This is a genomic window from Streptomyces sp. NPDC004788, from assembly GCF_053601115.1.
This window is the reverse complement of the sequence record NZ_JBSGBF010000021.1, coordinates 14,932-36,266: the sequence shown is the minus strand read 5'-3', so window position 1 is coordinate 36,266 and position 21,335 is coordinate 14,932. Positions and strand designations below refer to the sequence as shown.

General features: G+C 70.3%; 21 protein-coding genes. 17 read left to right on the top strand and 4 right to left on the bottom strand.

What is annotated here, in order from left to right; genetic code table 11:
* Positions 1-129 precede the first annotated feature (129 nt).
* The 11 genes from ACWEJX_RS12305 to ACWEJX_RS12255 all read left to right on the top strand — a co-directional run bounded on the left by ACWEJX_RS12305 (position 130) and on the right by ACWEJX_RS12255 (position 12,599).
* Complete coding sequence (locus tag ACWEJX_RS12305; protein ID WP_451607409.1) at positions 130-660, top strand: hypothetical protein; 531 nt, start codon at positions 130-132, stop codon at positions 658-660.
* Positions 657-1,409, top strand: a complete 753-nt coding sequence (locus ACWEJX_RS12300; RefSeq protein WP_331452141.1) for a DUF317 domain-containing protein — start codon at positions 657-659, stop codon at positions 1,407-1,409. Before ACWEJX_RS12305 ends, ACWEJX_RS12300 begins: the two co-directional genes overlap by 4 nt.
* Positions 1,410-1,455: 46 nt before the next feature.
* Positions 1,456-3,249, top strand: coding sequence for a type IV secretory system conjugative DNA transfer family protein (locus ACWEJX_RS12295; protein WP_451607408.1), 1,794 nt, complete (start codon positions 1,456-1,458; stop codon positions 3,247-3,249).
* A gap of 107 nt (positions 3,250-3,356) precedes the next feature.
* On the top strand, positions 3,357-3,833 hold the full coding sequence (locus ACWEJX_RS12290) for a hypothetical protein (protein ID WP_331452143.1): 477 nt from the start codon (positions 3,357-3,359) through the stop codon (positions 3,831-3,833).
* 37 nt (positions 3,834-3,870) lie between these two features.
* On the top strand, positions 3,871-4,689 hold the full coding sequence (locus ACWEJX_RS12285; protein WP_451607407.1) for a hypothetical protein: 819 nt from the start codon (positions 3,871-3,873) through the stop codon (positions 4,687-4,689).
* A 360-nt stretch (positions 4,690-5,049) separates the two neighbouring features.
* On the top strand, positions 5,050-6,246 hold the full coding sequence (locus ACWEJX_RS12280) for a hypothetical protein (protein ID WP_451607406.1): 1,197 nt from the start codon (positions 5,050-5,052) through the stop codon (positions 6,244-6,246).
* A 107-nt stretch (positions 6,247-6,353) separates the two neighbouring features.
* Positions 6,354-7,217: a hypothetical protein gene (locus ACWEJX_RS12275; protein WP_451607405.1), complete on the top strand. Its 864-nt coding sequence runs from the start codon at positions 6,354-6,356 to the stop codon at positions 7,215-7,217.
* Positions 7,214-8,503: a DNA cytosine methyltransferase gene (locus ACWEJX_RS12270; protein WP_331452147.1), complete on the top strand. Its 1,290-nt coding sequence runs from the start codon at positions 7,214-7,216 to the stop codon at positions 8,501-8,503. Before ACWEJX_RS12275 ends, ACWEJX_RS12270 begins: the two co-directional genes overlap by 4 nt.
* The gene (locus ACWEJX_RS12265; RefSeq protein ID WP_451607436.1) at positions 8,503-9,648 is read left to right on the top strand and encodes a DnaB-like helicase N-terminal domain-containing protein; all 1,146 of its coding nucleotides are present in this window, start codon (positions 8,503-8,505) and stop codon (positions 9,646-9,648) included. Before ACWEJX_RS12270 ends, ACWEJX_RS12265 begins: the two co-directional genes overlap by 1 nt.
* 16 nt (positions 9,649-9,664) lie before the next feature.
* Positions 9,665-10,957: a DUF317 domain-containing protein gene (locus tag ACWEJX_RS12260; protein ID WP_451607404.1), complete on the top strand. Its 1,293-nt coding sequence runs from the start codon at positions 9,665-9,667 to the stop codon at positions 10,955-10,957.
* Positions 10,958-11,774: 817 nt separating this feature from the next.
* Positions 11,775-12,599, top strand: a complete 825-nt coding sequence (locus ACWEJX_RS12255; protein ID WP_451607403.1) for an SDR family oxidoreductase — start codon at positions 11,775-11,777, stop codon at positions 12,597-12,599.
* Between the two features lie 66 nt (positions 12,600-12,665).
* On the opposite strand, the gene ACWEJX_RS12250 is transcribed toward ACWEJX_RS12255, so the two are convergent.
* Positions 12,666-13,004 carry a nucleoside triphosphate pyrophosphohydrolase gene (locus ACWEJX_RS12250; protein WP_331452150.1) on the bottom strand — a complete coding sequence of 113 codons (339 nt, stop codon included), beginning with the start codon at positions 13,002-13,004 and terminating at the stop codon, positions 12,666-12,668.
* On the opposite strand from ACWEJX_RS12250, the gene ACWEJX_RS12245 reads away from it, so the two are divergent.
* Positions 12,940-14,172, top strand: a complete 1,233-nt coding sequence (locus tag ACWEJX_RS12245) for an endonuclease/exonuclease/phosphatase family protein (protein ID WP_451607402.1) — start codon at positions 12,940-12,942, stop codon at positions 14,170-14,172. The two genes, ACWEJX_RS12250 and ACWEJX_RS12245, sit on opposite strands and share 65 nt — an antisense overlap.
* 112 nt (positions 14,173-14,284) lie before the next feature.
* Here ACWEJX_RS12245 and ACWEJX_RS12240 read toward each other — a convergent pair whose 3' ends face one another.
* Positions 14,285-15,163, bottom strand: coding sequence for a hypothetical protein (locus ACWEJX_RS12240; RefSeq protein ID WP_451607401.1), 879 nt, complete (start codon positions 15,161-15,163; stop codon positions 14,285-14,287).
* Between the two features lie 229 nt (positions 15,164-15,392).
* On the opposite strand from ACWEJX_RS12240, the gene ACWEJX_RS12235 reads away from it, so the two are divergent.
* The 3 genes from ACWEJX_RS12235 to ACWEJX_RS12225 all read left to right on the top strand — a co-directional run bounded on the left by ACWEJX_RS12235 (position 15,393) and on the right by ACWEJX_RS12225 (position 17,130).
* Entirely contained in the window at positions 15,393-15,902 is a 510-nt protein-coding gene (locus ACWEJX_RS12235; RefSeq protein WP_331452153.1) for a hypothetical protein, read from the top strand.
* A gap of 209 nt (positions 15,903-16,111) precedes the next feature.
* Positions 16,112-16,717, top strand: coding sequence for a hypothetical protein (locus ACWEJX_RS12230; RefSeq protein WP_331452154.1), 606 nt, complete (start codon positions 16,112-16,114; stop codon positions 16,715-16,717).
* Between the two features lie 89 nt (positions 16,718-16,806).
* Positions 16,807-17,130: a DUF6087 family protein gene (locus ACWEJX_RS12225; RefSeq protein WP_451607400.1), complete on the top strand. Its 324-nt coding sequence runs from the start codon at positions 16,807-16,809 to the stop codon at positions 17,128-17,130.
* A 78-nt stretch (positions 17,131-17,208) separates the two neighbouring features.
* Here the strand turns inward: ACWEJX_RS12225 and ACWEJX_RS12220 are convergent, their stop codons facing one another.
* Positions 17,209-17,628, bottom strand: coding sequence for a DUF6233 domain-containing protein (locus ACWEJX_RS12220; protein WP_451607399.1), 420 nt, complete (start codon positions 17,626-17,628; stop codon positions 17,209-17,211).
* A gap of 135 nt (positions 17,629-17,763) precedes the next feature.
* Here ACWEJX_RS12220 and ACWEJX_RS12215 point away from each other — a divergent pair, with 135 nt between their 5' ends.
* Both ACWEJX_RS12215 and ACWEJX_RS12210 read left to right on the top strand, forming a co-directional pair.
* The gene (locus ACWEJX_RS12215; RefSeq protein ID WP_451607398.1) at positions 17,764-18,363 is read left to right on the top strand and encodes a toll/interleukin-1 receptor domain-containing protein; all 600 of its coding nucleotides are present in this window, start codon (positions 17,764-17,766) and stop codon (positions 18,361-18,363) included.
* Between the two features lie 252 nt (positions 18,364-18,615).
* A complete protein-coding gene (locus ACWEJX_RS12210; RefSeq protein WP_451607397.1) occupies positions 18,616-19,623 on the top strand; it encodes an ATP-dependent DNA ligase in 1,008 nt (335 codons plus the stop codon).
* A gap of 353 nt (positions 19,624-19,976) precedes the next feature.
* Here ACWEJX_RS12210 and ACWEJX_RS12205 read toward each other — a convergent pair whose 3' ends face one another.
* Positions 19,977-20,864, bottom strand: coding sequence for a DUF5655 domain-containing protein (locus ACWEJX_RS12205; RefSeq protein WP_451607396.1), 888 nt, complete (start codon positions 20,862-20,864; stop codon positions 19,977-19,979).
* Positions 20,865-21,335 lie beyond the last annotated feature (471 nt).

Genomic DNA, 21,335 nt, shown 5'->3' with positions numbered 1-21,335 from the left:
CCTGGCATATCCCGTTCGACACCAGCCCGCAGCCGCTGACCACCGCCTTCGACACAAGGAAACACCCTGACCACACCGTCCACCACCTTCCCGTCCGACCGGCACGCCCTCCTGCTGCGGCGGCTGGAGGTGTTCCTGGCCGAGAGCGAGGCGATCCTCGCCGCCTGGGACGCCTACTCCGACGAGCACACCGACGCCGACGGCTGGCCGTACGACGAGGTGTCGTACGGCTGGCGCATGGTCCAGCGGGACTCCGAGACCTGGAGAGCGTTCCAGGAGGTCCGCAACGCGGCCCGCGAGCTGCTCGCCACGGCCGCCGTCCAGCTCCAGCACATCAACGCCGTAGACATCGAGCCCCGCTGGGCGTGGCAGCTCGCCGAGCTCGCCCGCGCCATGGAGAAGCTGGAGACGCTCCGGCGCGGACATGCCGAAGTCCGCGAAGCCCGGAGGGACTTGCCACCGGTGTCGCAGGAGGAGTTCGTCGACTCTCTTGCCGAGCGCAACGAGGAGGCATGGGACTCCCTGGACACCTGGGCCACCCAGGGCCGGGCCCTCCTCGACATCCACGCCGTCGCCCTCAAGGCACCGACACGGATCCTGGGTGCCGTACCGGCGCCGGCGGCGTCGCCGGTACGGCGCCCGGCGGGGAGGCGCGGGTGAACGTCAAGGTCGAGCAGGCGCTCATCTCCCCCCGCTACCTCGCCGGCCCCGGCGACCCGGCCTGGGTCACCGCCGCCCTGCACGCCGGCGCCGGGTGGAGCCACGGCCACGACCCGCTCATGCCCCGGGTCATCCTGACCAGCCCCGACCAGAAGTCGATGCTCCGCCTCGAGCCACATCCGAACGAGCCGTGGTGGCACCTCTCGCATCGCGACGGCCGCACCGGATCGGTCTGGAACGCCTCCTTCGACGGCGGGACGCCCGTCGAGCTGATCGCCTCGGTCACCGACGCGCTCACCGACTCCGGCTACAACGCGCGAGCGATATCCGCCCCGTACCAGCCGCTGTGGGACGCCGGATGGAACTCCATTCGCAACGGGGAGTTCCGCTCGCCGGACGGCCGTGTGAGGGGCGAGCGCTTCAATCTCTCCGGCAGCCGCAACTGGCGTATCACGGCCAGCCTCGACGAGGACGACCCCGTGTGGAAAGCCTGGTTCAGCAGCGGCACGCCCCGAGTCCTCGTGGCCGCGTTCATGCAGGCACTCGCCGATCCGGAGCCGGTACGCCGCTCCCACGAGCAGACCGTCGGCCTCTCCCGCCGAAGGATCACCCTGCACTGGCAGGAGTGGCCGGCCGAGAGCGTCGCCCGCACGCTGCCGGAGCGGATCGAGCGCCTCGCCGCCCGCCGCGTCAGCCCGCCACCGCCCGCGCCTCCCACCCCGCCGCCGGCGCCCCGCCGCGCCCGCTGACGCTCCTCGCCCCACCAAGGGTCCGCACCGTTCAAGGAACCACCGCTTGCGCTCCGCTCCCTCCTCCAGTTCCGACGGCTACGACATAGCCCTGAAGGTCCTCCTCGGCGCCTTCGCCGTCGGCCTTCCCCTCGCCTCCGTCGCCTGGCTCGGCGGCAACCTCGCCGCCTGGGCCACTGGCACCGGCACCTGGGCTCCCTACCGGCCGGCCGATGCTCTCCTGCGCCCCGAGCAGCTGTGGCCGCAGGCCGGAGAAACGTTTCTGCTCCTGACCACCCGCGTCATCCCCGTGCTGGTGACGCTGCTGCTCGCCGCCGCTGGCGGAGCCGTGTGGCTGCGGTACAAGAACCGAGGTGGCGGCCGGAAGAAGAAGGTCGACGGGATGGCCAAGGCCCGCGACATCGAGCCGTTGCTCGCCAAGGCCATCGAGTCGAAGGCGCGCTCGCTGCGGCCGAGCCTGAAGGCCGCCAAGCACATCGAGCCGCGCGACGCCGGCGTCCTCCTCGGCAACCTCGCCGGGACCCGTCACGAGGTCCGCATGGGCTTCGAGGATGTGGCCGTCGCGATCATGGCCCCGCGCTCCGGTAAGACCACCAGCCTGGCGATCCCCTCCATCCTCGCCGCGCCCGGCCCGGTCCTGCTGACTTCGAACAAGGCGGCCGGCGACGCCTACACCGCGTGCCTCGACGCGCGCGCCGCCGTGGGACGGGTGTGGTCGATGGACCCGCAGCAGATCGCCCACGCCGAGCGGACCATGTGGTGGAACCCGCTCGCCGACGCCAAGACCCTCGACGGCGCCGGACGGCTCGCCGGGCACTTCCTCGCCGCGAGCGTCGATGCCTCCCAGCAGGGCGACTTCTGGTCGAAGGCCGGCAGCAACGTCCTGTCCCAGCTGCTCCTGGCCGCAGCCCTGGACGAGCGGCCGATCACCGACATCATGCAGTGGCTGGCCTTCCCGGCCGACCGTACCCCGCTCGACATCCTCCGCGATCACGGCTTCGCCGCAGTCGCAGCCCAGCTCAAGGGCACCGTCGAGGGGCCGCCCGAGACGCGCGACGGCATCTACGAGACCGCCCGCCAGTACGCCTCCGCCCTCCTCAACAGCGAGGTCGCCGCCTGGGTCACCCCGCAGAAGGACGTACCCGAGTTCCGGCCGACCGACTTCGTGACCTCCACGGACACCCTGTTCCTTCTGTCAAAGGACGGCGGAGGCGGCGCGAGCGCGCTGATCGCGGCGTGCGCGGACTCCGTGATGCGGGCCGCGACCGCCCAGGCCGAACGCGCCAGCGGACGACTCGACCCGCCGATGCTCGCGATCCTCGACGAGGCCGCCAACGTGTGCAAGATCAGCGACCTGCCCGACCTGTACTCCCACCTCGGCAGCCGCGGCATCATCCCGATCACCATCCTGCAGAGCTACCGCCAGGGCCAGAAAGTCTGGGGCGACGCCGGCATGGACGCCATGTGGTCCGCGGCCACGGTGAAGGTGATCGGCTCCGGCATCGACGACCCGGACTTCGCCGACAAGCTCTCGCGGATGATCGGCGACCACGACGTGGAAACCACCTCCACCTCGGTCTCCGAGTCCGGCAAGTCGACCTCGATCAGCATGCGGCAGGAGCGGATCCTGCCCGCCGACGCCATCCGCGCCCTGCCCAAGGGCAGCGCGTTGTGCCTGGCCACCGGCATGCGCGTCGCCATGCTCGACCTGCGCCCCTGGTACGCCGAGCCCGGTGCCGAAGAGCTCGCCGCCGCCTCCGCCCGCGCCTCACAGGCCATCACCGCCCGCGCCGTCGCCAAACAGCGACCGTCCAAGGGCGACTTCGAGCAGACCGCGTAACGGCCCTCTTCCCACGCGACCCGCGCGTACGCGCCGGTGACGCCCCTGCCCGCGCTCGCGGCGCAGCCCAATAGGGCCCGTGTCCGCTGAACTCCGAGGAACACCCCATGCACCCCTTTCACCTGTTCGCTCACCAGGCCGCCGAACGCCTCCCCGGCACCTGGGCGGCGCAGCCGCGGTCCTACGACCGTCGTCTCGACCAGTCCATGGACACCGGCCGCATCTGGACCCCCTGGGACGACCGCCCGGGTCTCGCGCCCCGCCTGCGCGCAGCGCTCCTTCTGGGGGCCGACGGTCTGCTGCTCTACCTCGTCGAGCACCGCCAAGACCGCGCTCTGGTCTGCCCGGTCGTGCCGCTCGATCTGCACGAGGACATCACCGACCACCTCCCCGCGCCGCCGTCCGTCGCCGTCCCGCTCGATCCGATCCGCGCCGCCTGGCGGATCACCGACCGCGTCCTTCCCCACTACACCGCCGCCGTGGCCGACGCCCGCGAGGCCGCCGCCTACCTGGCCGCCCGCCGCGCCCACAGCCCCGCACCGCTCCCGGCCCCGCTCCCGTCGCCGCCGGCACGCACCCGCTGAAGCCGGCCCTCGCCGCCCAGGCCAGAAAGCCCTTCCGATGACCCCAAACCTGCCCCAGGCACCGCACTTCACCATCTGCCTGCGGACGCTGTCCCTCGCGACCGTGTACACGCGGTGCCTCGACGCGCTCAACGACCCCACCCTCGGCACGCCGGAGGCGACCGAACGGATCAACCGCCTGCGCACCACGATCGAATCGCTCGTCGAGACGACCGCCGAAGTACGTGCGTCCCACCAAGACCTGCCGATGTCCCTCATCGACCACACCGACCGCACCGTCCGCTCCAGGCTCGCGCAGCTCCAGGTCGTCACCCGGGCTGCGGTCGACGCGCTCACCGGGGCCGTCGAGGAGTTCGACCCCGCCTCGTTCGCTTCGGTCGACGTCAGGCAGGCCAGCGTGGATGAAGCCCGGTACTTGCTCGCCACCGCCGCCACCGACCTCGTCGCCGTCGCTGAGCGGGTCGCCGCCGAGATGCACCGGTACAGCAGCGCCTACTCGATACCGGAGGTCGGCGTCCACGTCGCTCTCACAGCCGAGCATCACCAGGTCTTGCGGCTCGTCGCCGCAGGAGCGGTCGCGGTCGACGAGGACGGCCACATCTGGGTCGGCCTGAATAAGGACTCCGTCGATCGGGGCGTCCTCCTCCATCTCGACCGACTGGGCCTGATCACCGAGGAGCCGTCCGTCTCCTGGGTCGCCGAGATCCGCGTCGCGTCCACCCCGATGGGCCGACTGGTCCTCGCGGCGACGATGAGCCGGCCCGAGCCTCGTGCTGTTGAAGGCACGTCGGCGCCCGCGCCGGCGGCATCGGCGCCACGCCGGCCCGGCCAGACTGGCCGAAGGACGGGCCGGTGAACGACGTGATCGGAATCCCGGGGCCTTCTGCGGACAGTGCTGCCCCACCGCGAGCATCCACGTCTCAAGACCGTCGTACCGACCGCTACAAGTGGGAGCTGGCCCGCGGGTCGATCACCGCGTTCGGCGAGGCCAAGACGCTGTCCGCATGGGCCCAGGACCCGCGATGCGCGGTCAACCGCGAGGCACTGCGGACACGGCTCGCCCTGGGGTGGCTGCCCGAGGACGCCATCACGGGAGCGCCACGACAAGCCCGTCCTGGAATTCACCTACCAAGGACGGACTCTGACGCTCCGCGGCTGGGCAGAGCAGTCGGGCATCAAGTACGCGACCCTTCACCAGCGCATCACGAAGGGGGGCATGACGTTCGAGGAGGCCCTTCTCAAGGGCTCTGACGGACCCCACTTCACCCTGCCCGTCACGGCGTTCGGCGAGACGAAGCCCCTGACCCACTGGGCCGTCGACCCGCGTGCCGGCTGCTCCGTCATCACGATGCGGCGCCGTATCGCCGCGGGGTGGGATCCCGAGCAGGCCATTACCGAGGAGCCGCAGAACCGCTCGACACTGGGCAGCGGCGTTCCCCACCGCGCTTTCGGGCTCAGCATGGGGCTGGAGGACTGGGCCCGGCATAGGCAGATCCCCGCCGGCACGCTGCGCCACGTCATGGGCTCCCACGGCATCCCACTGGAGTCCACCCTGACCGCCCTGGGCTGGAGCCCGCGCGCCGAGTCCGGCACTGTGCACGACCTGGTCGCGATACCAGCCGAACTGCTCCGCCCAGGAGACCGGATAGTCGGCGTCTCGACCGACCAGGGCCCCGAGCCCGTCCTCACCGTCCGCAGGTCCTACCCGCCACCAAGCCCGCCGTACACCTCCACCACGCCGCCGGCTTCACCCACGCCGACTCCCCCGGCGCCGCCTCCCACTCCCCGCGCCCCCACCCGGCGCTCACCGAGGCACCCGCACAAGGAGACCGTCCTGCCCAACTTCCCTCATGCACTCTCCCTCTACGACATGGCCGGCCAGATCGACCGCCTCCGGTTCCAGCTGCGGACCCTGCCGCCGGCACCTTCGATCCCGGCCGTGGACAGCGTCTCCGCCCGCGTCGAGGACCTGATCGGCATCACCACAGCCGTGAGCGCCCAGATCAAGCACTGCCTGTCCGACCTCATGTCCGGAGAGCCGACGAAGGCGGCGCTCCAGGCGTACAGCAACGCCCTCGCGCCGCTGGGTGAGGCGTTGACAGAGCTCGGCCGCATGCACGCGGAGGTCGCGCACTACAACTTCACCACCCACCCTGCGCACCGTGGCAGCCCGTCGGACCTGGAGCTTCCCCGCCAGGAGGTCAACGAGACGGTGTCCGGGTGCTGCGAGGCGGCCGACGAGATCCTCGAGGTAGCGGCCATCGAACTCCGGGATGCTGCCGTCAAGTTGATGCCCTCGCCCTCTCGCCTCCAGCCCGGCCCTCCCGGCCGCGCTCTCCGGGCCGGCTCCGCTCTGCCCTCCCTTCCCCCCGTGCTTCCCGCCGTCACGCCCCGCGTGGCGAAGAGCCGCTGAGGCGTCTACACCTTCGCGACGCTCCCTTTCACCCCGCCCAAGGAATTCACATTTCACATCCCCCCTCCCCCTCCCCTCAGTACCGCGCCCTTTCTCTCGGAGCCGGAGTGCAGTCCAGCGCACTCCTCGCACTCTCGGCAGAAGGAATTCTCCCCAAGGTCGACTATGCGATCTTCGCCGACACGGGATGGGAACCCGAAGCCGTCTACCGCCATCTCGAACGCCTTGAGCGGGAGATAGCAGAACCTGCCGGAATACCGATCCTCCGGGTCTCCTCGGGAAATATTCGCGATGACGCCCTGAACCCGGACCACCGCTTCGCCTCCATGCCCCTCTACATCCTGAACAGAGACGGCCGACCTGGGATGACGAGGCGCCAGTGCACCGGGGAATATAAGGTAAAGCCGATCAAAAGGAAGATCCGCGACATTCTCGGCTACCCCTATCCGACTCCGGTTCCGAAGGGTGTTTTCGTCGAGCAATGGATCGGCATATCCACCGACGAGTTCCATCGCGCCAAGGATGCCGACGTGAAGTACATGCAAAACCGGCATCCACTGATCGACATGAGCTGGTCGCGTTCCGATTGCGTCCGTTATCTCACCTCACTCGGCCTGGCCGAGACCCCGAAATCCTCGTGCCTCGGCTGTCCTTATCACGGAAATTCCCAGTGGCGAACAATCCGCGATACCTCGCCCTCGGAGTGGGAGGACGTGGTCGAGTTCGACGCGGCCATCCGCAAGGGCAACGCCCGCGCCAACGCCACCGGGAACACCCTGCTGGGCGAGGCGTTCCTGCACCGCTCGCGCGTCCCGCTCGGCGAGGCCCCGATCGACCACGTCACCAGGGCCGAGCGCGCCGCCCTTGACGACGCCGAAGCCGAGGCCGCCGAGCTGGGCGTGCTGAACGGCTGCTCCCCCTGGAGCTGCCGCGGCGACGCCGAGCAGGACGACTTCGGTCTGGCGTCGTGATCCCGCCGAAGGGGCTCGTGCTCGACCTGTTCGCCGGCCCCGGCGGCTGGAGCGTTCCCCTACACCGCTTCGGGATCCGCGACGTCGGGCTGGAATGGGACGAATGGGCCTGCAAGACGAGGGCGGCGGCCGGCCTGCTGACGATCCGCACCGATGTGGCGATGTACCCGGCATGGATCTTCGCCGGCAGGGTCCGGGGGTTCATCGCTTCGCCTCCGTGCCAGGCATGGTCCATGGCGGGCAAGCGTCTCGGCCTGGTGGACCAGCCACTCGTCCACCAGGCGGTCGCCGATCTCGCCGCCGGCCTCGACACCCGCACCAAGCTCCTGGCCGCCTGTCGCGACGAACGCTCCCTGCTCGCGGCCGAGCCGATGCGCTACCTGCACGCCCTGAACGCCGTCGGCGAGCCGGAGTGGGTGGCCATGGAGGAGGTCCCTGACGTGCTGCCGCTGTGGAAGCAGTACGCGCAGATCCTGAGGTCCTGGGGCTTCTCCGTGTGGTGCGGCATCCTCAACTCCGCGGACTACGGGGTGCCGCAGACCCGGCGGCGGGCGATCCTGCTCGCCTCCCGCGTCCGTACCGCCGAACCCCCGACGCCGACCCACGCCCAGGTCGCCGAACCCGAGAGCCTGTTCGGGCCGGGCCGCGCCCGCTGGGTGTCCATGGCCGAGGCCCTCGGCTGGGGAGCGACCGACCGCCCCGTCCCGACCGTCTGCGCCGGCGGCGGGCCGGGCGGCGGACCCGAACCGTTCCCGTCAGGTTCCCGCAAGACCCTCAGCGACGCGCGGGAGCGCGGCACCTGGATGCCGCATCCGGACGGAGTGATCCTGAACTCCCGCCGCGAAGGCGCAGGGTGGACTGCCCGGCACGGCACCCGCGAGAACCGTGCCGCCACCGCCCCGGCGCCGACGTTCACCGCCGAGGCGCATCGCTGGTCGTGGTCTCTCCGCAGCAACAACCAGGCCAACGCCACCGTCCGGTCCATCGAGGAGCCGGCAGGCACGCTGTTCTTCGGACACCGCGCCAACGAGTGCACCTGGGTCGCCGAACCGGTCCCGACGTCGCCGCAGGACGGGGACGTGCCCGCGGTGCCGGAACCGATCCGGATCACCGCTCGCGAGGCCGGCCTGCTGCAGACCTTCCCCGGCGACTACCCGTGGGCCGGTAACAAAGGCCAGCAGTTCTCGCAGATCGGCAACGCGGTCCCCCCGCGTCTGGCCGCTCACCTCCTCGCCCCGCACCTCGGCGTCACCCTCGACCCGACCGACTTCGCCCTGGCCGCTTGATGCCCCACAGCCCCGAACCCGACGAGGACGACCTCGACCCGACCCCGGCGCCGCCGCCGGTGTTCCACGCCGAGCAAGCCCTCCTCGGCGCCCTTCTTCTCGATCCGCAACGTCTCGGCGACGTGACCGGGATCTGCGCCGACTCGTTCTCCACCGCCCCACACGCCGGCCTGTTCGCCGCGATCAACGCCCTGCCGCCGCCCGACCCGGACGAGCACGCGAAGAACATCACGTGGCTCAACAAGGTGCTCGCCTCGGGCCGGGAGCAGGCCCGCGGCTTGACCGCCTCCTACCTGCACACCCTCATCCAGGTCTGTCCCTGGCCGAGGCACGCGGCGGCCTACGCACGGATGATCGAGACCGAACACGCCCGCCGCCGGCTACGCGCCGCCGCCGAGCACCTCCTCCATACCGCCCACGACGACACCCTCCCGCACCCCGTCCCGACGGTGCTCGCCGAGGCCGACGCGCTCGCCGCGGTCGTGGACGACATCGCCACACGCTTCCCGCCACGCGCCGGCGCCCTGCCCCGCACGCCTGTGTCCCCGCCGGCCATCGTGCCCAACCACACCGAGGCGGCGGAGGAGGAGCAGTTGCTGCTCGCGACCGCCACCGCCCGCCCCGCCGACATCGAGTCCGTACGGTGGCTGCTGCCCGAGGACTTCACCCAGCCCCTGCACGCCGGCCTGTGGCAATGCCTCACCACCCTCGTCCGCCGCCACGAGCCCGTCGACCCCGTCACCGTCCTGTGGGAAGCCCAACAGCGCGGCCTCCTGCACGACAGAAGCGAGCCGAGCGACGTACTGCGTCTACTCGCCGAACCCGCAGGCTCCGTCGAGCACTGGAGCCAACGCGCCCTCACCCGCTCCCTCCTGACAACGGTGGACGACGCCGCCCGCCGCATCCAGGCGTACTCCGACGACCCGATGAACACACCTTTCCAGCTCGTCGCCGGTGCCCGCCGAGCCCTCGCCGACATCGGCGCCGTCCGTACCCGCTGGCAGCACGCCACCGGCCGCCCGCTGCCCCAGCGAGCGCGGGCCGCGCCCACCACACGCGCCGGACCCTCGACGCGCCGCACCCCCGTCGCCTCGCCGCCGTCCGCGCGGCCCGCCGCACGGGCCGCCGCCGGCCGAACCCCTTGACTCACCGAAGGACCCGATGCCGTACGCCCCCGCCGACGCCCACATCCGCTTCGCCCTCCACCCCGACCACCAGCCCGCCGTCATCGCCACCACGACGGGCCCCACGGCCGACGCCGCCCGCTCCCACCTGCACGACGCTGGCTTCCGCAGCACCGGCCCGGCCACGATGGTCCTGGCCCGCATCGACCGCGAGGAGCCCCACTACACCGCCCAGGCCGCCGAACAGCTCCGGCGGTACGGCTTCACCACCGAGATCGACCCCGCCCTCCAGCAGGAGATCGACACGGAGTGGACCTGGGCGAACTACTCCATGCCCTGGTGTTCCCGTGCGGAGATCCGCGAGGTCGGCGCCGCGGCCCAGCGCATCCACGACGACATCGCCGAAGGCCGCCTGACCATCCACCTGCACGCCGACGACGGTCACACCACCGTGGCAGTCGCCTCGTACACAACCGGCGTACGCCGGCACGTCCACCTTCACGGGGAGAACCACCTCCGGCAGGTCTCCACCTCGTACGACACCGAAGCCGAGGCCGTCGCCGAGTTCCACCGGCTCTACTCCGTCGCGGTCCGCCCCGGCCCCGCCCCGCTCACCGACCTCGAACAGGCCATCCGCCGACTCCTCGCGGGCACGACCCCGTCCACCTCCGAGGAGACCTCCGCGCCCGCCACCGAGCCTCCGGTCGCGGAGCCCGGCGAGCACGAGGCTTTGCTTGCCGCCCTGTTCGACGAGGAGCGCCAATGGGAGAGGTACCGCCCCATCGACGAGACGACCATCGCCTCGCACGAATCCCTCACCCTGCGAGTGGAGTTCGACCACGAGGCCCGCCACCGCAGCGACGTCGCGTGGACGGTGGCCGAGTACGACGGCCCTGTCGGCGAGCGTCTCTGGCACGCCACCCTCAGTGCCGGTACCCCCGTCCCCCTCATCCTCGCGATCCTGCAGTACCTCGACGCTCCGCCCCTCACCACCGCGGGACGCCCAGAAGAAGTCCTCCACGCCGCTGCCTGGCAGCCGGCGAGGCACCTCGGCCGCACCACCTGGACCACGCCGGACCGAACCATCGCCTTCGAGTCCTCCCCGCACGCCGTGGCAGACCGATGGATGCTGTACGGCGGAGAGGACCTCGACCGAGCGGCGTGGACCATCCGTCTGTCCTCCGGCGTTCCCCACAATCTCGTGGCCCAGCTCGCCGGCACCGCCGCCAACCTGTTGCCGTCACCCACACGGCCGACCCCGAGGCCGCTCCCGGCGCCCGCTCCCGGGCTCCCCCCAACCGTGCCCGCCCCGCGCCCCCGCAGCCGGTAACCGGACCCGGCCCGGCCGCCGCCGACACTCAGCAGCTGCCTCACCCGCCCTGACCTGCACGGATGCTGCTCCATGTCGACCAGCAGGCTCCAGCGAGCTAGCTTTCGACGGGCCGAGAAGTTAGATTACGAGCGAGCGCAAATCACGGCGCGCCCAAAAGAGGCACCAGATTCACCCGCTTAAACAAGCTCCCAAACCGATTAGCAGCGAGACTAAATTCAATTGCGACGCGAGCGCAGATTAGCAATGTTGCTCGCGGCGCAGATTTGAAATCTTGTCGCTGCAAAAGTTTGGGGCCGACGTGAACTTCCACGCCGGCCCCACCCGAACTGCCGTCCGGGGTCGGTTCCGACGACCCCGGGCGGCGTCAGGCCCTGAGGATGGCCACAGCGCTGGCCGCAATGGACATCACCGACGCCACGATGGCGCAGATGACCTTCACCCTCCGAAGCCCCTTGGAGGGGCTATCACCTGACGGACGTTCGGGCTCCTGCCGCACTGAACCGCACATGGGTCCACCTTCCTGTGAGGGGCACGCCGGTTGCGTGCTCCGGACGGGTGGCTCGGCACACCGAGCCACCCCGCGCAGAGCACGAGCCAGGCCCCCGTAAGGAACGGGCGACAGGGCCCCAACCATAGCCGCTCGGGAACCCTCCGCGCGACCTTCCTGATAAACGCCGGAAAGGAAAGTCTCGGTGTGCGTACGCACACCACCAGAACGCGGCCGACTTCCGCTCCGTTGCCTATTCTCCTTTCAATGTGTACTTTTATCGACAGGCGCCCATGGGGGGGCTCTCCTGCACTATCGTGTTGCAGCATGAAAGTGCTGATCATCGGCGCCAGCGGGTTCCTCGGGACCGAGCTTGTGCGGCAGGCGAGCGCCGCAGGCCGGACCACCGCCGCGACGTTCAACTCCCGCCCCGGCGACGCAGCCCGTACCTCCTGGCACCAGCTGGACCTGCGCGATGCCGGTCGCCTCGCCGCCGTCCTCGACGCCGTGACCCCGACCGTGGTGATCAACGCGTCAAGCGGCGATGCCGACTGGGCGGTCACCGCCGACGGTCCCGTCCGCCTCGCCGCGGCGACGGCGAGCAGGGGCACCCGCCTGGTGCACGTGTCCAGTGACGCGATCTTCTCCGGGGCCGACGTGCACTACGACGAGACGGCCCTCCCAGACCCCGTCACCCCCTACGGGGCCGCCAAAGCCGCCGCGGAGACGGCCGTACGCCTCCTGCATCCCGACGCGGTCGTCGCACGCACCTCGCTGATCATCGGCGACCGCGGGTCCGAGCACGAACGCATCGTCCACGAGCTCGCCGCCGGCACGAGGGAAGGCGCGCTGTGGACGGACGACATCCGCTGCCCCGTCCACGTCGCCGACCTCGCGGCTGCCCTGTGGGAGCTCGCGGCGGGCGACGCGACTGGTGTCTTCCATCTGGCCGGCCCCGACGCTGTCAGCCGCTTCACCCTCGGTGTCCTCGTCGCGCGCCGGGACGGTATCGACCCCGGTCTTCTGCCCGCCGGCCGCCGGGCAGACAGCCGCCTGCCCGGGGCCCTCGACGTTCGCCTCGACAGCCGCGCCACGCAGAGCCGGCTGAACACCCGGCTCCGCGGCGTACGAGAGTTCTTGGGGAAGGGCTGACGAGAGACGGCCTTCCCTGACCGGCGTCGACACCGCCTGCCCGTGGGCGCGGCACCCGGCGCCTGTCTACCGGCGGTTGCCCGTCCAGACGATCCGCCTGGCGAAGCATCCTCGCTCGTCGGCCTTCGCGGCGCGCAGCGCCTCCAGCTGCTCCGGGGTGATGCCGAGTTCGGCGGCGAGCGCGAGCAGCACCTCCACTACGTCCGCGAGCTCGCCGGGCGCCTCCTCCTCGTCCGCGTCCAGGAACTCGGCGACCTCCTCCCGCAACTTCTCCCGCAGCCGGGCCCGATACTCCTCGGGGGCCGCGATGTAGGTGACCGGCTCGGCTCCATCGTTCCGGATGATCTCTGGGATCCGGTCACGTACTAGCTTGCCGATCCTGGGGGCCGCCTCGGCATTCGACACAGGTCTTGCTCCGCTCGTTGCGTTGAGGCCGAAACTCTGCCCGATGGAGGTGCGTAACACACTCCACGGGCCTCGTTGTTCCACATCGCTGCCCGGGGCCGCAGGGCTCACGCGGATCCGCGAGGTCTGGCCGAAGCTCTCCACGCGCGTGCACCGGCCATGTCGCCGGGGAAGCCCGGTGGAGGTGTACGGCTGCGGGCCACCGCGTCGGTCGCCCGGCATGGTCGGAGCCGGAGCTGCGTACCGCTCGCGCTGGCTGGGTAGGGTCGCGCCGTTCTTTCGAAGCTGCTTGTCGCCAGGGGGCGCAATGGACGTGCGGATCGTCGTGCAGAACCTCGGACTGGGGGCTCTGCGTAACGGCAATGGTGATCCAGAGGACCGGTGGCCTGCCCTCGCCGAGCGAATCCTGAGCACCGGCCCCCCCGATTTCGTCTGTCTCCAGGAAGCCCTGGGATGGGGAGAGTTCGGGCACCGGCAGCTCGCTCGGGCTTCATACGACCTGGACATGGACCCGCTACCGCTCCCGCCCTCCAGTTCGGGCATCGTGCCGGCGCTGTTCTACCGCCGTGAGACGCTCGGCCGCTGGACCCACTGGAACACGGACTTCGCCGACCAGACCCTGCACGGCTTCGGCGCCGCCGTCTTCGACGTGGGCCTCCCCGCCCCGCTCACCGTCATCAGCGCCCACCTGGACCCGTTCGTCCCGGACCGGGCCCGGCACGAGGCCAAGCTGCTGGCGACCCGGGCCCTGCGGTACGGGCCGTACGGCATCGTCGCCGGCGACATCAACTACCCGCCTGCGGACCCGAAGCACCCGGCTCCGGACTACGTCGAGATGCGCCCGTACAACCGCGCCGCCCGCACGAGGCTCCCCTCCGAGAGCGGGGGCCGGATCACGCCGGAGCGGCGGATCGCCGAGACGTTGTCCTACACCGGGTTCGTAGACGCGGCGTGGGAGCTGTACGAGCGGACCGGCGACGAAACCCTGCTCCGCCGCACGTGCGCCGACGAACGCATCGATCAGCTGTGGGCGTCGGCGCCGCTGCGCGATGCGATCACCGACTACCAGCTGCTGAACTCTCCACCGGAAGCCTCTGATCACCACGGCCTCGCCGTGGTGCTCGACCTTGCCCGGGCTGCGACCGATAACGTCTGGGAGTACCGCTGAGCCAAACTCCCTGCCAGCCGGGACTGATGCCTGGCCCGCACGGGGCGAGTGTCGATCACCACCAGCGAGGATCATCAATCACGCCGTGGAGTTGCTCGAAGACGTCGTCCCGTCAGATGGCTGGATGCCTCGATGCCTGCAGGAACACGTTGTCCCGATACGGGTCGCTGTGGCGGGGCAGGTCGGTTGTGACGATCAGCAGGTCCTGGAGTTCGCGCTTCCCTTGCACGGATGGCCGTGCGCCTGTGGCACGGGCCACCGCCATCCGCACCCGCGCGGGCTCCAGGGCCCAGTGCCCGGCAACATGGCCTTGCCCGCACTCTGTGACCACGTCGCGGCCGTCGACCCGCACCGTGCGCACGTCGTGGTTTCGGGGACAGCGCAGCGGCATGATGCTGCCGGCGGTCACGAGCTGGATCCGGTCCGACTCGATGGTGAGGGGGCCGGACTCCACCGCCGGTGTGGCTGCCGGCTCGCGGGGCGGGACCGACGTGTCGGCGAAGAACTGGGCGAGCCGCCGGGCTGCGCCCCGCATGGGCGACGGGCCAGGAAAGGGGGGCTCGATGTCATCGGCCAGCGCGCTCGCCCCGAGCCGGCCCGCGTACTGGTTCCGGGCAGCGTTGAAGAGATCCCACAGCGGCGTGCCCCGCCCGGCAGCTCGGTCGTAGCCCTGCCCGGTGGCGGTCAGCGCCCGGTCGATCTCGTCGATGATCCGCGGTTCCCGGTCCACCGGGCCGTCCAGTGCTTCGCGCAGTTCGGTGACCGGTATCTCTGCGGGGGCACGGTCGCCGGTGTACGTGCGCGCGAACAGGAGCAGGGCCAGCGTGGTCAGGTCGTCGGCGGCCCGCCCGCCGGCCTCCCACGGAAGGCCAGCGAGATGACGAGCTGCTTCGTGGACCGCAGCAGCCCAGGAGGGCGGCGCGGAGGAGGGGAGGAGGAGGCTCATCTCCAGGTCGAGGTCGTATGCGCTCTGGTCGGACATGGTGCCCATCCTGCCGAGCAGCCAGCCGCCGCGGGCGAGGATCGGGAAACCAGATCCCGGCGCCCGGCTCGTCCGATCGCCTCCTCCGCGACGTGCAGCGCCCCTGCCGGCTGACGCCGAGACCGGCAGCGAGCGCGAGCCGCACCTCCGCGTCCGCGAACTCGCGTGGCACCGCCAGTGCACCCAATCGGGGAAATCCGGTCTCTTAAGGGCAGGGCGCCGGTACACAATGCCCGGCATGACCTATGTGAGCCCGTTTGGCGACATGGACACGGACCACGAGTGGCCCCGTGCCCTGTGCCTGTCCCGCACGCACTGCTCGAACGCTGTCGAGGAGACCCTGACAGAGTTCTACCAGTGCGCGGTCGCGGCCATCGGCGCGGAGCCCCCGTGCCCCCAGCCGGCCTTCTTCCTCGCCCGGCACTTGGCCGAGCTCTCTCTGAAGGCGCTCGTCGGGCCTGTTCCGAAGAGGTTCAACCACGACCTCGGCAAGCTGCTGGCGCATCTACAGGAGAGCGGCGACGACCTTTTCGCCGGGGGCGAGGAGCAGCACCTGATCGTCGAGTTCGTCCGGGACCTGTACGCCCGCGACCCAGGCGGCGACGAGGGGCGCTATGCGACCACCAAGGGCGGGACTCCCGCACTGGCCACGGTCTGCTGCGCGAACCCCCTGCTCTTCCGCCGGTACATCGACCTCCTCTTCGACTACACGCAGGAACGGCTCAACCGCGTCGGCCAGAAGGTCTGAGGCGCGGAGCCGCACGGCGTCCGGCTCCTTGCCGGAGTCGGCGGAGTGACCGGCGAGCGAGCCCTGGACCGGCGGCGGTCCAGGGCTCGCTGGCTTCCCGGACCGGCCTGAACCGCCGGGCGGCCGGGTGGAGCAACGGGCGGGTACGGGTTGTGCGTCAGGTGGCAACGAACCTGTGTGCGGGGCCGGTGAGCAGGCAGTGTGCGTGGATGGACAAGTTGATCGAGTCGCTCGGCTCGCTCATTTCGGGTGGCCTCGTCGCCCTTCTGACGTGGTGGCTGACCACCCGCGCGCGCAACCGCCAGGACCAGGAGCGGGAGCGGGAAGCGCTGCGTGGGCACGCCGACGCGCTGATTGTTGCGGTGTCGGACCTGCGGGCGGCGGGCACCGCCAACCAGATGCTGTGGGAGACGCTTGCCGAGCGCGGCCGGACCGTGCTGCTGGCGGGGCTCGCCTGCATGGGCGGCGCGGCCCGGGCCCGGATCGCCGGCGGCACCGACGTGCAGAGCGGTCTGGCGGGCCTCGGCCGCGGGGCGGAACTGCTAGCGCAGGAGAGGATCGTGAGCAAGCAGGCCGCCGCCGCGCTGCGCGAGCCCTTCACCCGGATCGCCGCCGCAGCCGCCCCGCTGCTGCGCTGCCCCGACCCGGCCGTCGTCACCGCCACCGAAGAGCTGATGAGCGCCGCCGGGAACCTCGAGGACACCGCGCGTCTGGAGGAGAAGCTCGCGGCGTTCGGCCGGGCCGCCCAGGCAGCCACCGCACCGCCAGCGAACTGGCGGGAACGCCGCCGTGCCCGGCGGGCCGCCCGACCGTAGGATGCCGCTGCCGCCCCGCTACCTTCGTCCATTCATCCGCGCGGGTGAACGGGTGGCGGCCCGGACCGCTTCTCGGCCACGATGCCCGCATGCAGGACAATGAACCGCTGGAGGAGTGGGCGCGTCGGCGAGCTGAGCGGCAGGCCGCTTCGAAGGGCAGGCTTCGGGCCGTGCCGCTCGGAAACGGCCCGCACTGCGGGGGCCACGTCGACCCGGCCGCGCCGAGAGCGCTCGAAGAGTGGACGGGCACGGAGTGGGCGGTCGTCGGCATCGCCGAAAGCCTGGCCGCTGCGAAGGCCGTGCTGTATCCGCCGCCGGTGCAGGAGAAGCCCGCCAAGTGGGACCGGCCAGCCATGGGCAAGGGGCGCGGCCGGCACCGGAAGCCGTCCCCGACTGAGGGCCGGGCCCAGTAGGCCAGAGCTGCCGGGAGGCCCGCTGGCATCGTTCCTTCCATTCATCGAACGACGGGCGCCGACTCCCGCTCGCCCTGCTCACCCGTCCATGTCCAGCCTCACATCCGGGTTGCACTGGTGGCACGCCTTGACGCCGTTCACCAGGAGCTCGCGCGCGTTCTGGTCGTCGATGAGCCGGGCGCGCTTGGGCCCCGGCCGCGGCGCGAAGACGCAGTCCGCCGCATGGACGACGTAGGGGACGGCGCCCTCCGGCGTACGTCGCCATTCGATCGCCCAGCCTTCCGCCGGCAGCACCGCGCCCTCACGGCTCGACAGGCCACGCTGCTTCTCCAGAGGCGGTGCGTCGCCCGCCGGGTCCGCGTGTTTCAGGCGCTCACCGACGAGGCCGATCTGGATGTCCAGGTAGGTCCTGATGATGTCCACCTCGGCCCGCTGCCGCTCCAAGAACCCCTTGATCACCTGGAGGCGCTCTTCATCGGGCGGGAGCGGATCGAACATATGCGCGATATTACTCGGATGGGTGCCGCCCCGACTCGCGTGGATCCGTGTGACTTAGATGGCGGGTGAGCGCTCGAGTTGCCGGGCTGAGCGTTTCAGGTGGCGAGGAGAGGCGGCCGTCGTGACACTCGGCCCATGCACGCCTTCATCTCCCACGGTCACAGGGACAAGCCGTGGGTCACTCCGTTCGTGGCCAAGATGCGTTTGTCTGGCGCCGACATTTGGTTGGACGAGTGGGAGATCCGGCCGGGCGACTCCATCCCGGGCAAGGTCAACCAAGCCCTCGATCTTGTCGACACCGTGATTCTCTTCTGGTCAGCCGATGCAGCGGGGTCAGCTTGGGTCAACACAGAGATGGAATCTGCGCTGACTCGGAAGCTCACCGAAGACGGGTTTCGGATCATCCCCGTAAAGCTCGACGGCACTCCCCTGCCCCCGCTACTCCGCCCTCTGATGTACGTGTCCCTTGAAACCGGCGAGGAGGATCTTGCTTTGCGCCAGATTCTCGGCATTGGTTCAGAAGCAGAGCTGCTCAGGACAATGCAGCAGACAATCCAGGAAGCCGGTCTGGAGTACAGATACTTCCCTGGCCTGGGCGTGATGGTCGCATGTCCTAAGTGCGGTGCGCCCAGCTCGGGGCTGCGAGCCATCCAGGACGTCGACTACGCCAGAGATGACATCTACCAAGGTGCCGAGTGCACACGGTGTGGCTGGTCCGACGCCAGTGAGGTGTAGCCGGGCTGAGCACCTCAGTTGGAGGTGCCTGCCAGCTGAAGCGCCCAGTCACAATCCGCGGCGCGCGTCCCGTATGAGGGACGCCGTGGCCGACTCGCCGCACCCAGCTCGCGGCAGCCGGGCCGGAGACGTAGACAGGAAGTGCAGCACCGACGACAGGACCGGACAGGCTGCACCCCTGGTCGGGAGCCGTGCCATCCCGTTTTTCCCCCAAGCGGCACGGCTTCCACCGGCAGCTGGGAGCGAGGACGAGTGCTGAAGGCACCGGTGGAGCCGATGCTCGCGCAGGCCCGGGAGACCGTGCCCAGCCCTGGCACCCTGGGGTCGAGGCTCGCCTTCGAGGCGAAGTTCGACGGGTACCGGTGTCTCCTGTTCACCCCCGCCGAGCCGGGCGGTCCGGTGCTCCTGCAGTCCCGGCGGGGCAGCCTGATCCAGGAGCGCTTCCCTGATCTCGTACGCGCCGCCGCGCAGCTGCCCGCCGACCTCGTTCTCGACGGCGAGCTCGTGGTGTGGCACGAAGGGAGGCTGAGCTTCGAGGCCCTCCAGCGGCGCGCGGCAGCCGGCCGGCGCACCACCGAGATGCTGGCAGCCGAGTGCCCCGCCCATTTCGTGGCCTTCGACGTGCTCCAGGCCGACGGGGAAGAGCTGCTGGCCCAGCCGTACGAGCGCCGACGCGCCACTCTGGAGGCGCTCTTCGTCGACTGTGGGCTGGTGGCGCCGTGGACGTTGTGCCCGATGACGACCGATCCCGCCGTCGCGCAGGAGTGGCTGACCGCGTGGACGGACGTCCCTGGTGTCGAGGGCATCGTGATCAAGGGACAGGGACAGCGGTACCTACCCGGCACGCGGGGGTGGTTCAAGGTCCGCCGGCGGCACACCACCGAAGCCATCGTGGGGGCCGTCACCGGCAGCCTCACCCGACCGCAGATCCTCGTCCTGGGCCGGTACGACGACCACGGTGCCCTGCGCCCCATCGGCCGGACCGTACCGCTGTCACCGGATGCCGCCCGCCAGGTCGCCTGCCACCTCCGCCCGGCCCCGTCCGGCCACCTGTGGGCGGGAGTGCGGTTCTCCTCGTCCTGGGGCTCCCGCCAGCCCCTGGACGTGGTCCTCGTCGCGCCGGAACTGGTCGCGGAGGTGGATGCCGACACCGCCATCGACCGCGGGACATGGCGCCACCCCCTGCGGTTCGTCCGCCCACGGCTGGACGTTGCCGTCGATGACGCGCCCCGCTTCGGCGAAGGAACCGTCGCCGGATGACGCAAGGCGCTCCGGACCCGAACCGCACCGGGCCGTGATCGGAGGGCGCCGTCAGTTCAGGGCCGCGAGGAGAGGCGGGGCTGGCTGGCGCCGTTCCCACGTAAGGGCTCACGACTCGGGATTCTCATCAGGCGCCGCTCCAGCGGCCCGTCGGCCGGCCTTGATCTGCCCCGGACCCGGCCGGGTCACGAGCAGAACATGGCCGTGGAACATAGCTCGGTATCGCCGGTTGGCCAAACCGGCGATACCACGGAGTATTGATGGTCCACCGCCACGCCCTGTCCGTCCGTCGAAGGGAACAGACGACGACCACAGACCACCCACGACGCGCGCACGGTCAACAGGCGGCACGATCACGCCGCCGCGTAGCTCGCCCGGAAGAGATCCTGCGCCCGTTCCACGTCCCTCGGCGTACGGAGCTGCACCTCCAGATCACCCGTCCCGTGGTGTCCGAGACCGGACACGTCCCGGGTGAAGCCCGGAACAAGATCGACATCCTTCGGGTCGACCTTCAGATAGACCAGGAGCTTGCTCCGCTGCGGCGGACACACGCAGGCGAAGTTCCGCAGCCGCTGGTACGCCCGGTACATCTTGCGCTCGACGCGGTTCACACCGTCACCGAGACCGAGCAGTGCCTCGTCGACCGCGCTCGCCAACTCCGCCATCGACGCGCCCTGGACGTCGGCTGCCGCCCGAGCGACCGCCTGCCGGCGAGTCTGGCGGGCCACGCGCGTACCGCTGCTGCCGGACGCCACGGTCTCAAGCCCGAGCAGATCGCTGCCGAAGAGTCGGTAGCGAACCAGGTCGATCGCGCGCCGGTGCTCGCGCACGGCGTGCACGTCGTAGCGGGTGAAGTCGCCGGCTATGCAGATCAAGCGCGGACCGCTCCACAACACCTGGGACGCGGCCGTCACCCCGAGCCGGTCGCGGACCAGGTGCTCGAACTCGGCTCGGTGGTCCACCAACCAGCTGAGATAGAACAATCCCTGGTTGATGACGCCGGCATCGACCCCACGCTTGTACTCGACGATGACCGGCGATCCGTTCTCGTCCAGCCCGAGCGAGTCGATCCGGCCGCCGTGGACCGGCCCGGTGGTGTACTCGCTCGCCAGGAATCGAACGCCCAACAGCGTCTCCATGTGAGCCTCGACGAGACCCTGCACATCTACCTCGACCTCAGCCAGGCGCGACATGACCTCGGTCACTTCGTCTTTCGTGTTGAACAGCCTCAGCCCCGACACCGTCCCTTCTCCGATTACGGGGATGCAACGCCGGACGGTGATCGAATTGTTTCCGTATGGGTCTTCGGAGCCGTGAAGATTCCGTGAGGCCCTACGTACGGCCCGGCGGGGCGCTCGCGTCCCACAGCTCCCCAGGGGTCTGCTGCCTCCACATACGTCCCACAGGCCGCCGGGACGAGCGCCTGAGCACTGCGTTTTCGCAGGTCAGCCCTCGTAGCTCAGTGGATAGAGCAGGCGCCTTCTAAGTACTTGGCGCATCTCGCACAACTCCGAGAGCCAGTCACCGCACCCACCCCACAGCAAGCCGTTGCCGAGTAAATCCGACAGGGAAAGGAAGGATGCCGGACCTCCGGCCGAAATGGATCGCTTTCACGTTCGATTCTGAGGCATTGTCAGTGCCGTGTCCTAGCGTGAATTCCCTGTCGAGGGAATGGTGTTGGGAGGGCTCTCAGTGTTCTTTGGCGAGTCATC

Coding starts and splice junctions, on each gene's coding strand:
- ACWEJX_RS12290 (WP_331452143.1), top strand. CDS start 3,357: ATGCACCCCTTTCACCTGTTCGCTCACCAGGCCGCCGAACGCCTCCCC.
- ACWEJX_RS12285 (WP_451607407.1), top strand. CDS start 3,871: ATGACCCCAAACCTGCCCCAGGCACCGCACTTCACCATCTGCCTGCGG.
- ACWEJX_RS12280 (WP_451607406.1), top strand. CDS start 5,050: ATGACGTTCGAGGAGGCCCTTCTCAAGGGCTCTGACGGACCCCACTTC.
- ACWEJX_RS12265 (WP_451607436.1), top strand. CDS start 8,503: ATGCCCCACAGCCCCGAACCCGACGAGGACGACCTCGACCCGACCCCG.
- ACWEJX_RS12260 (WP_451607404.1), top strand. CDS start 9,665: ATGCCGTACGCCCCCGCCGACGCCCACATCCGCTTCGCCCTCCACCCC.
- ACWEJX_RS12255 (WP_451607403.1), top strand. CDS start 11,775: ATGAAAGTGCTGATCATCGGCGCCAGCGGGTTCCTCGGGACCGAGCTT.
- ACWEJX_RS12245 (WP_451607402.1), top strand. CDS start 12,940: ATGATCTCTGGGATCCGGTCACGTACTAGCTTGCCGATCCTGGGGGCC.
- ACWEJX_RS12240 (WP_451607401.1), bottom strand. CDS start 15,163: ATGGGCACCATGTCCGACCAGAGCGCATACGACCTCGACCTGGAGATG.
- ACWEJX_RS12235 (WP_331452153.1), top strand. CDS start 15,393: ATGACCTATGTGAGCCCGTTTGGCGACATGGACACGGACCACGAGTGG.
- ACWEJX_RS12230 (WP_331452154.1), top strand. CDS start 16,112: ATGGACAAGTTGATCGAGTCGCTCGGCTCGCTCATTTCGGGTGGCCTC.
- ACWEJX_RS12225 (WP_451607400.1), top strand. CDS start 16,807: ATGCAGGACAATGAACCGCTGGAGGAGTGGGCGCGTCGGCGAGCTGAG.
- ACWEJX_RS12220 (WP_451607399.1), bottom strand. CDS start 17,628: ATGTTCGATCCGCTCCCGCCCGATGAAGAGCGCCTCCAGGTGATCAAG.
- ACWEJX_RS12215 (WP_451607398.1), top strand. CDS start 17,764: ATGCACGCCTTCATCTCCCACGGTCACAGGGACAAGCCGTGGGTCACT.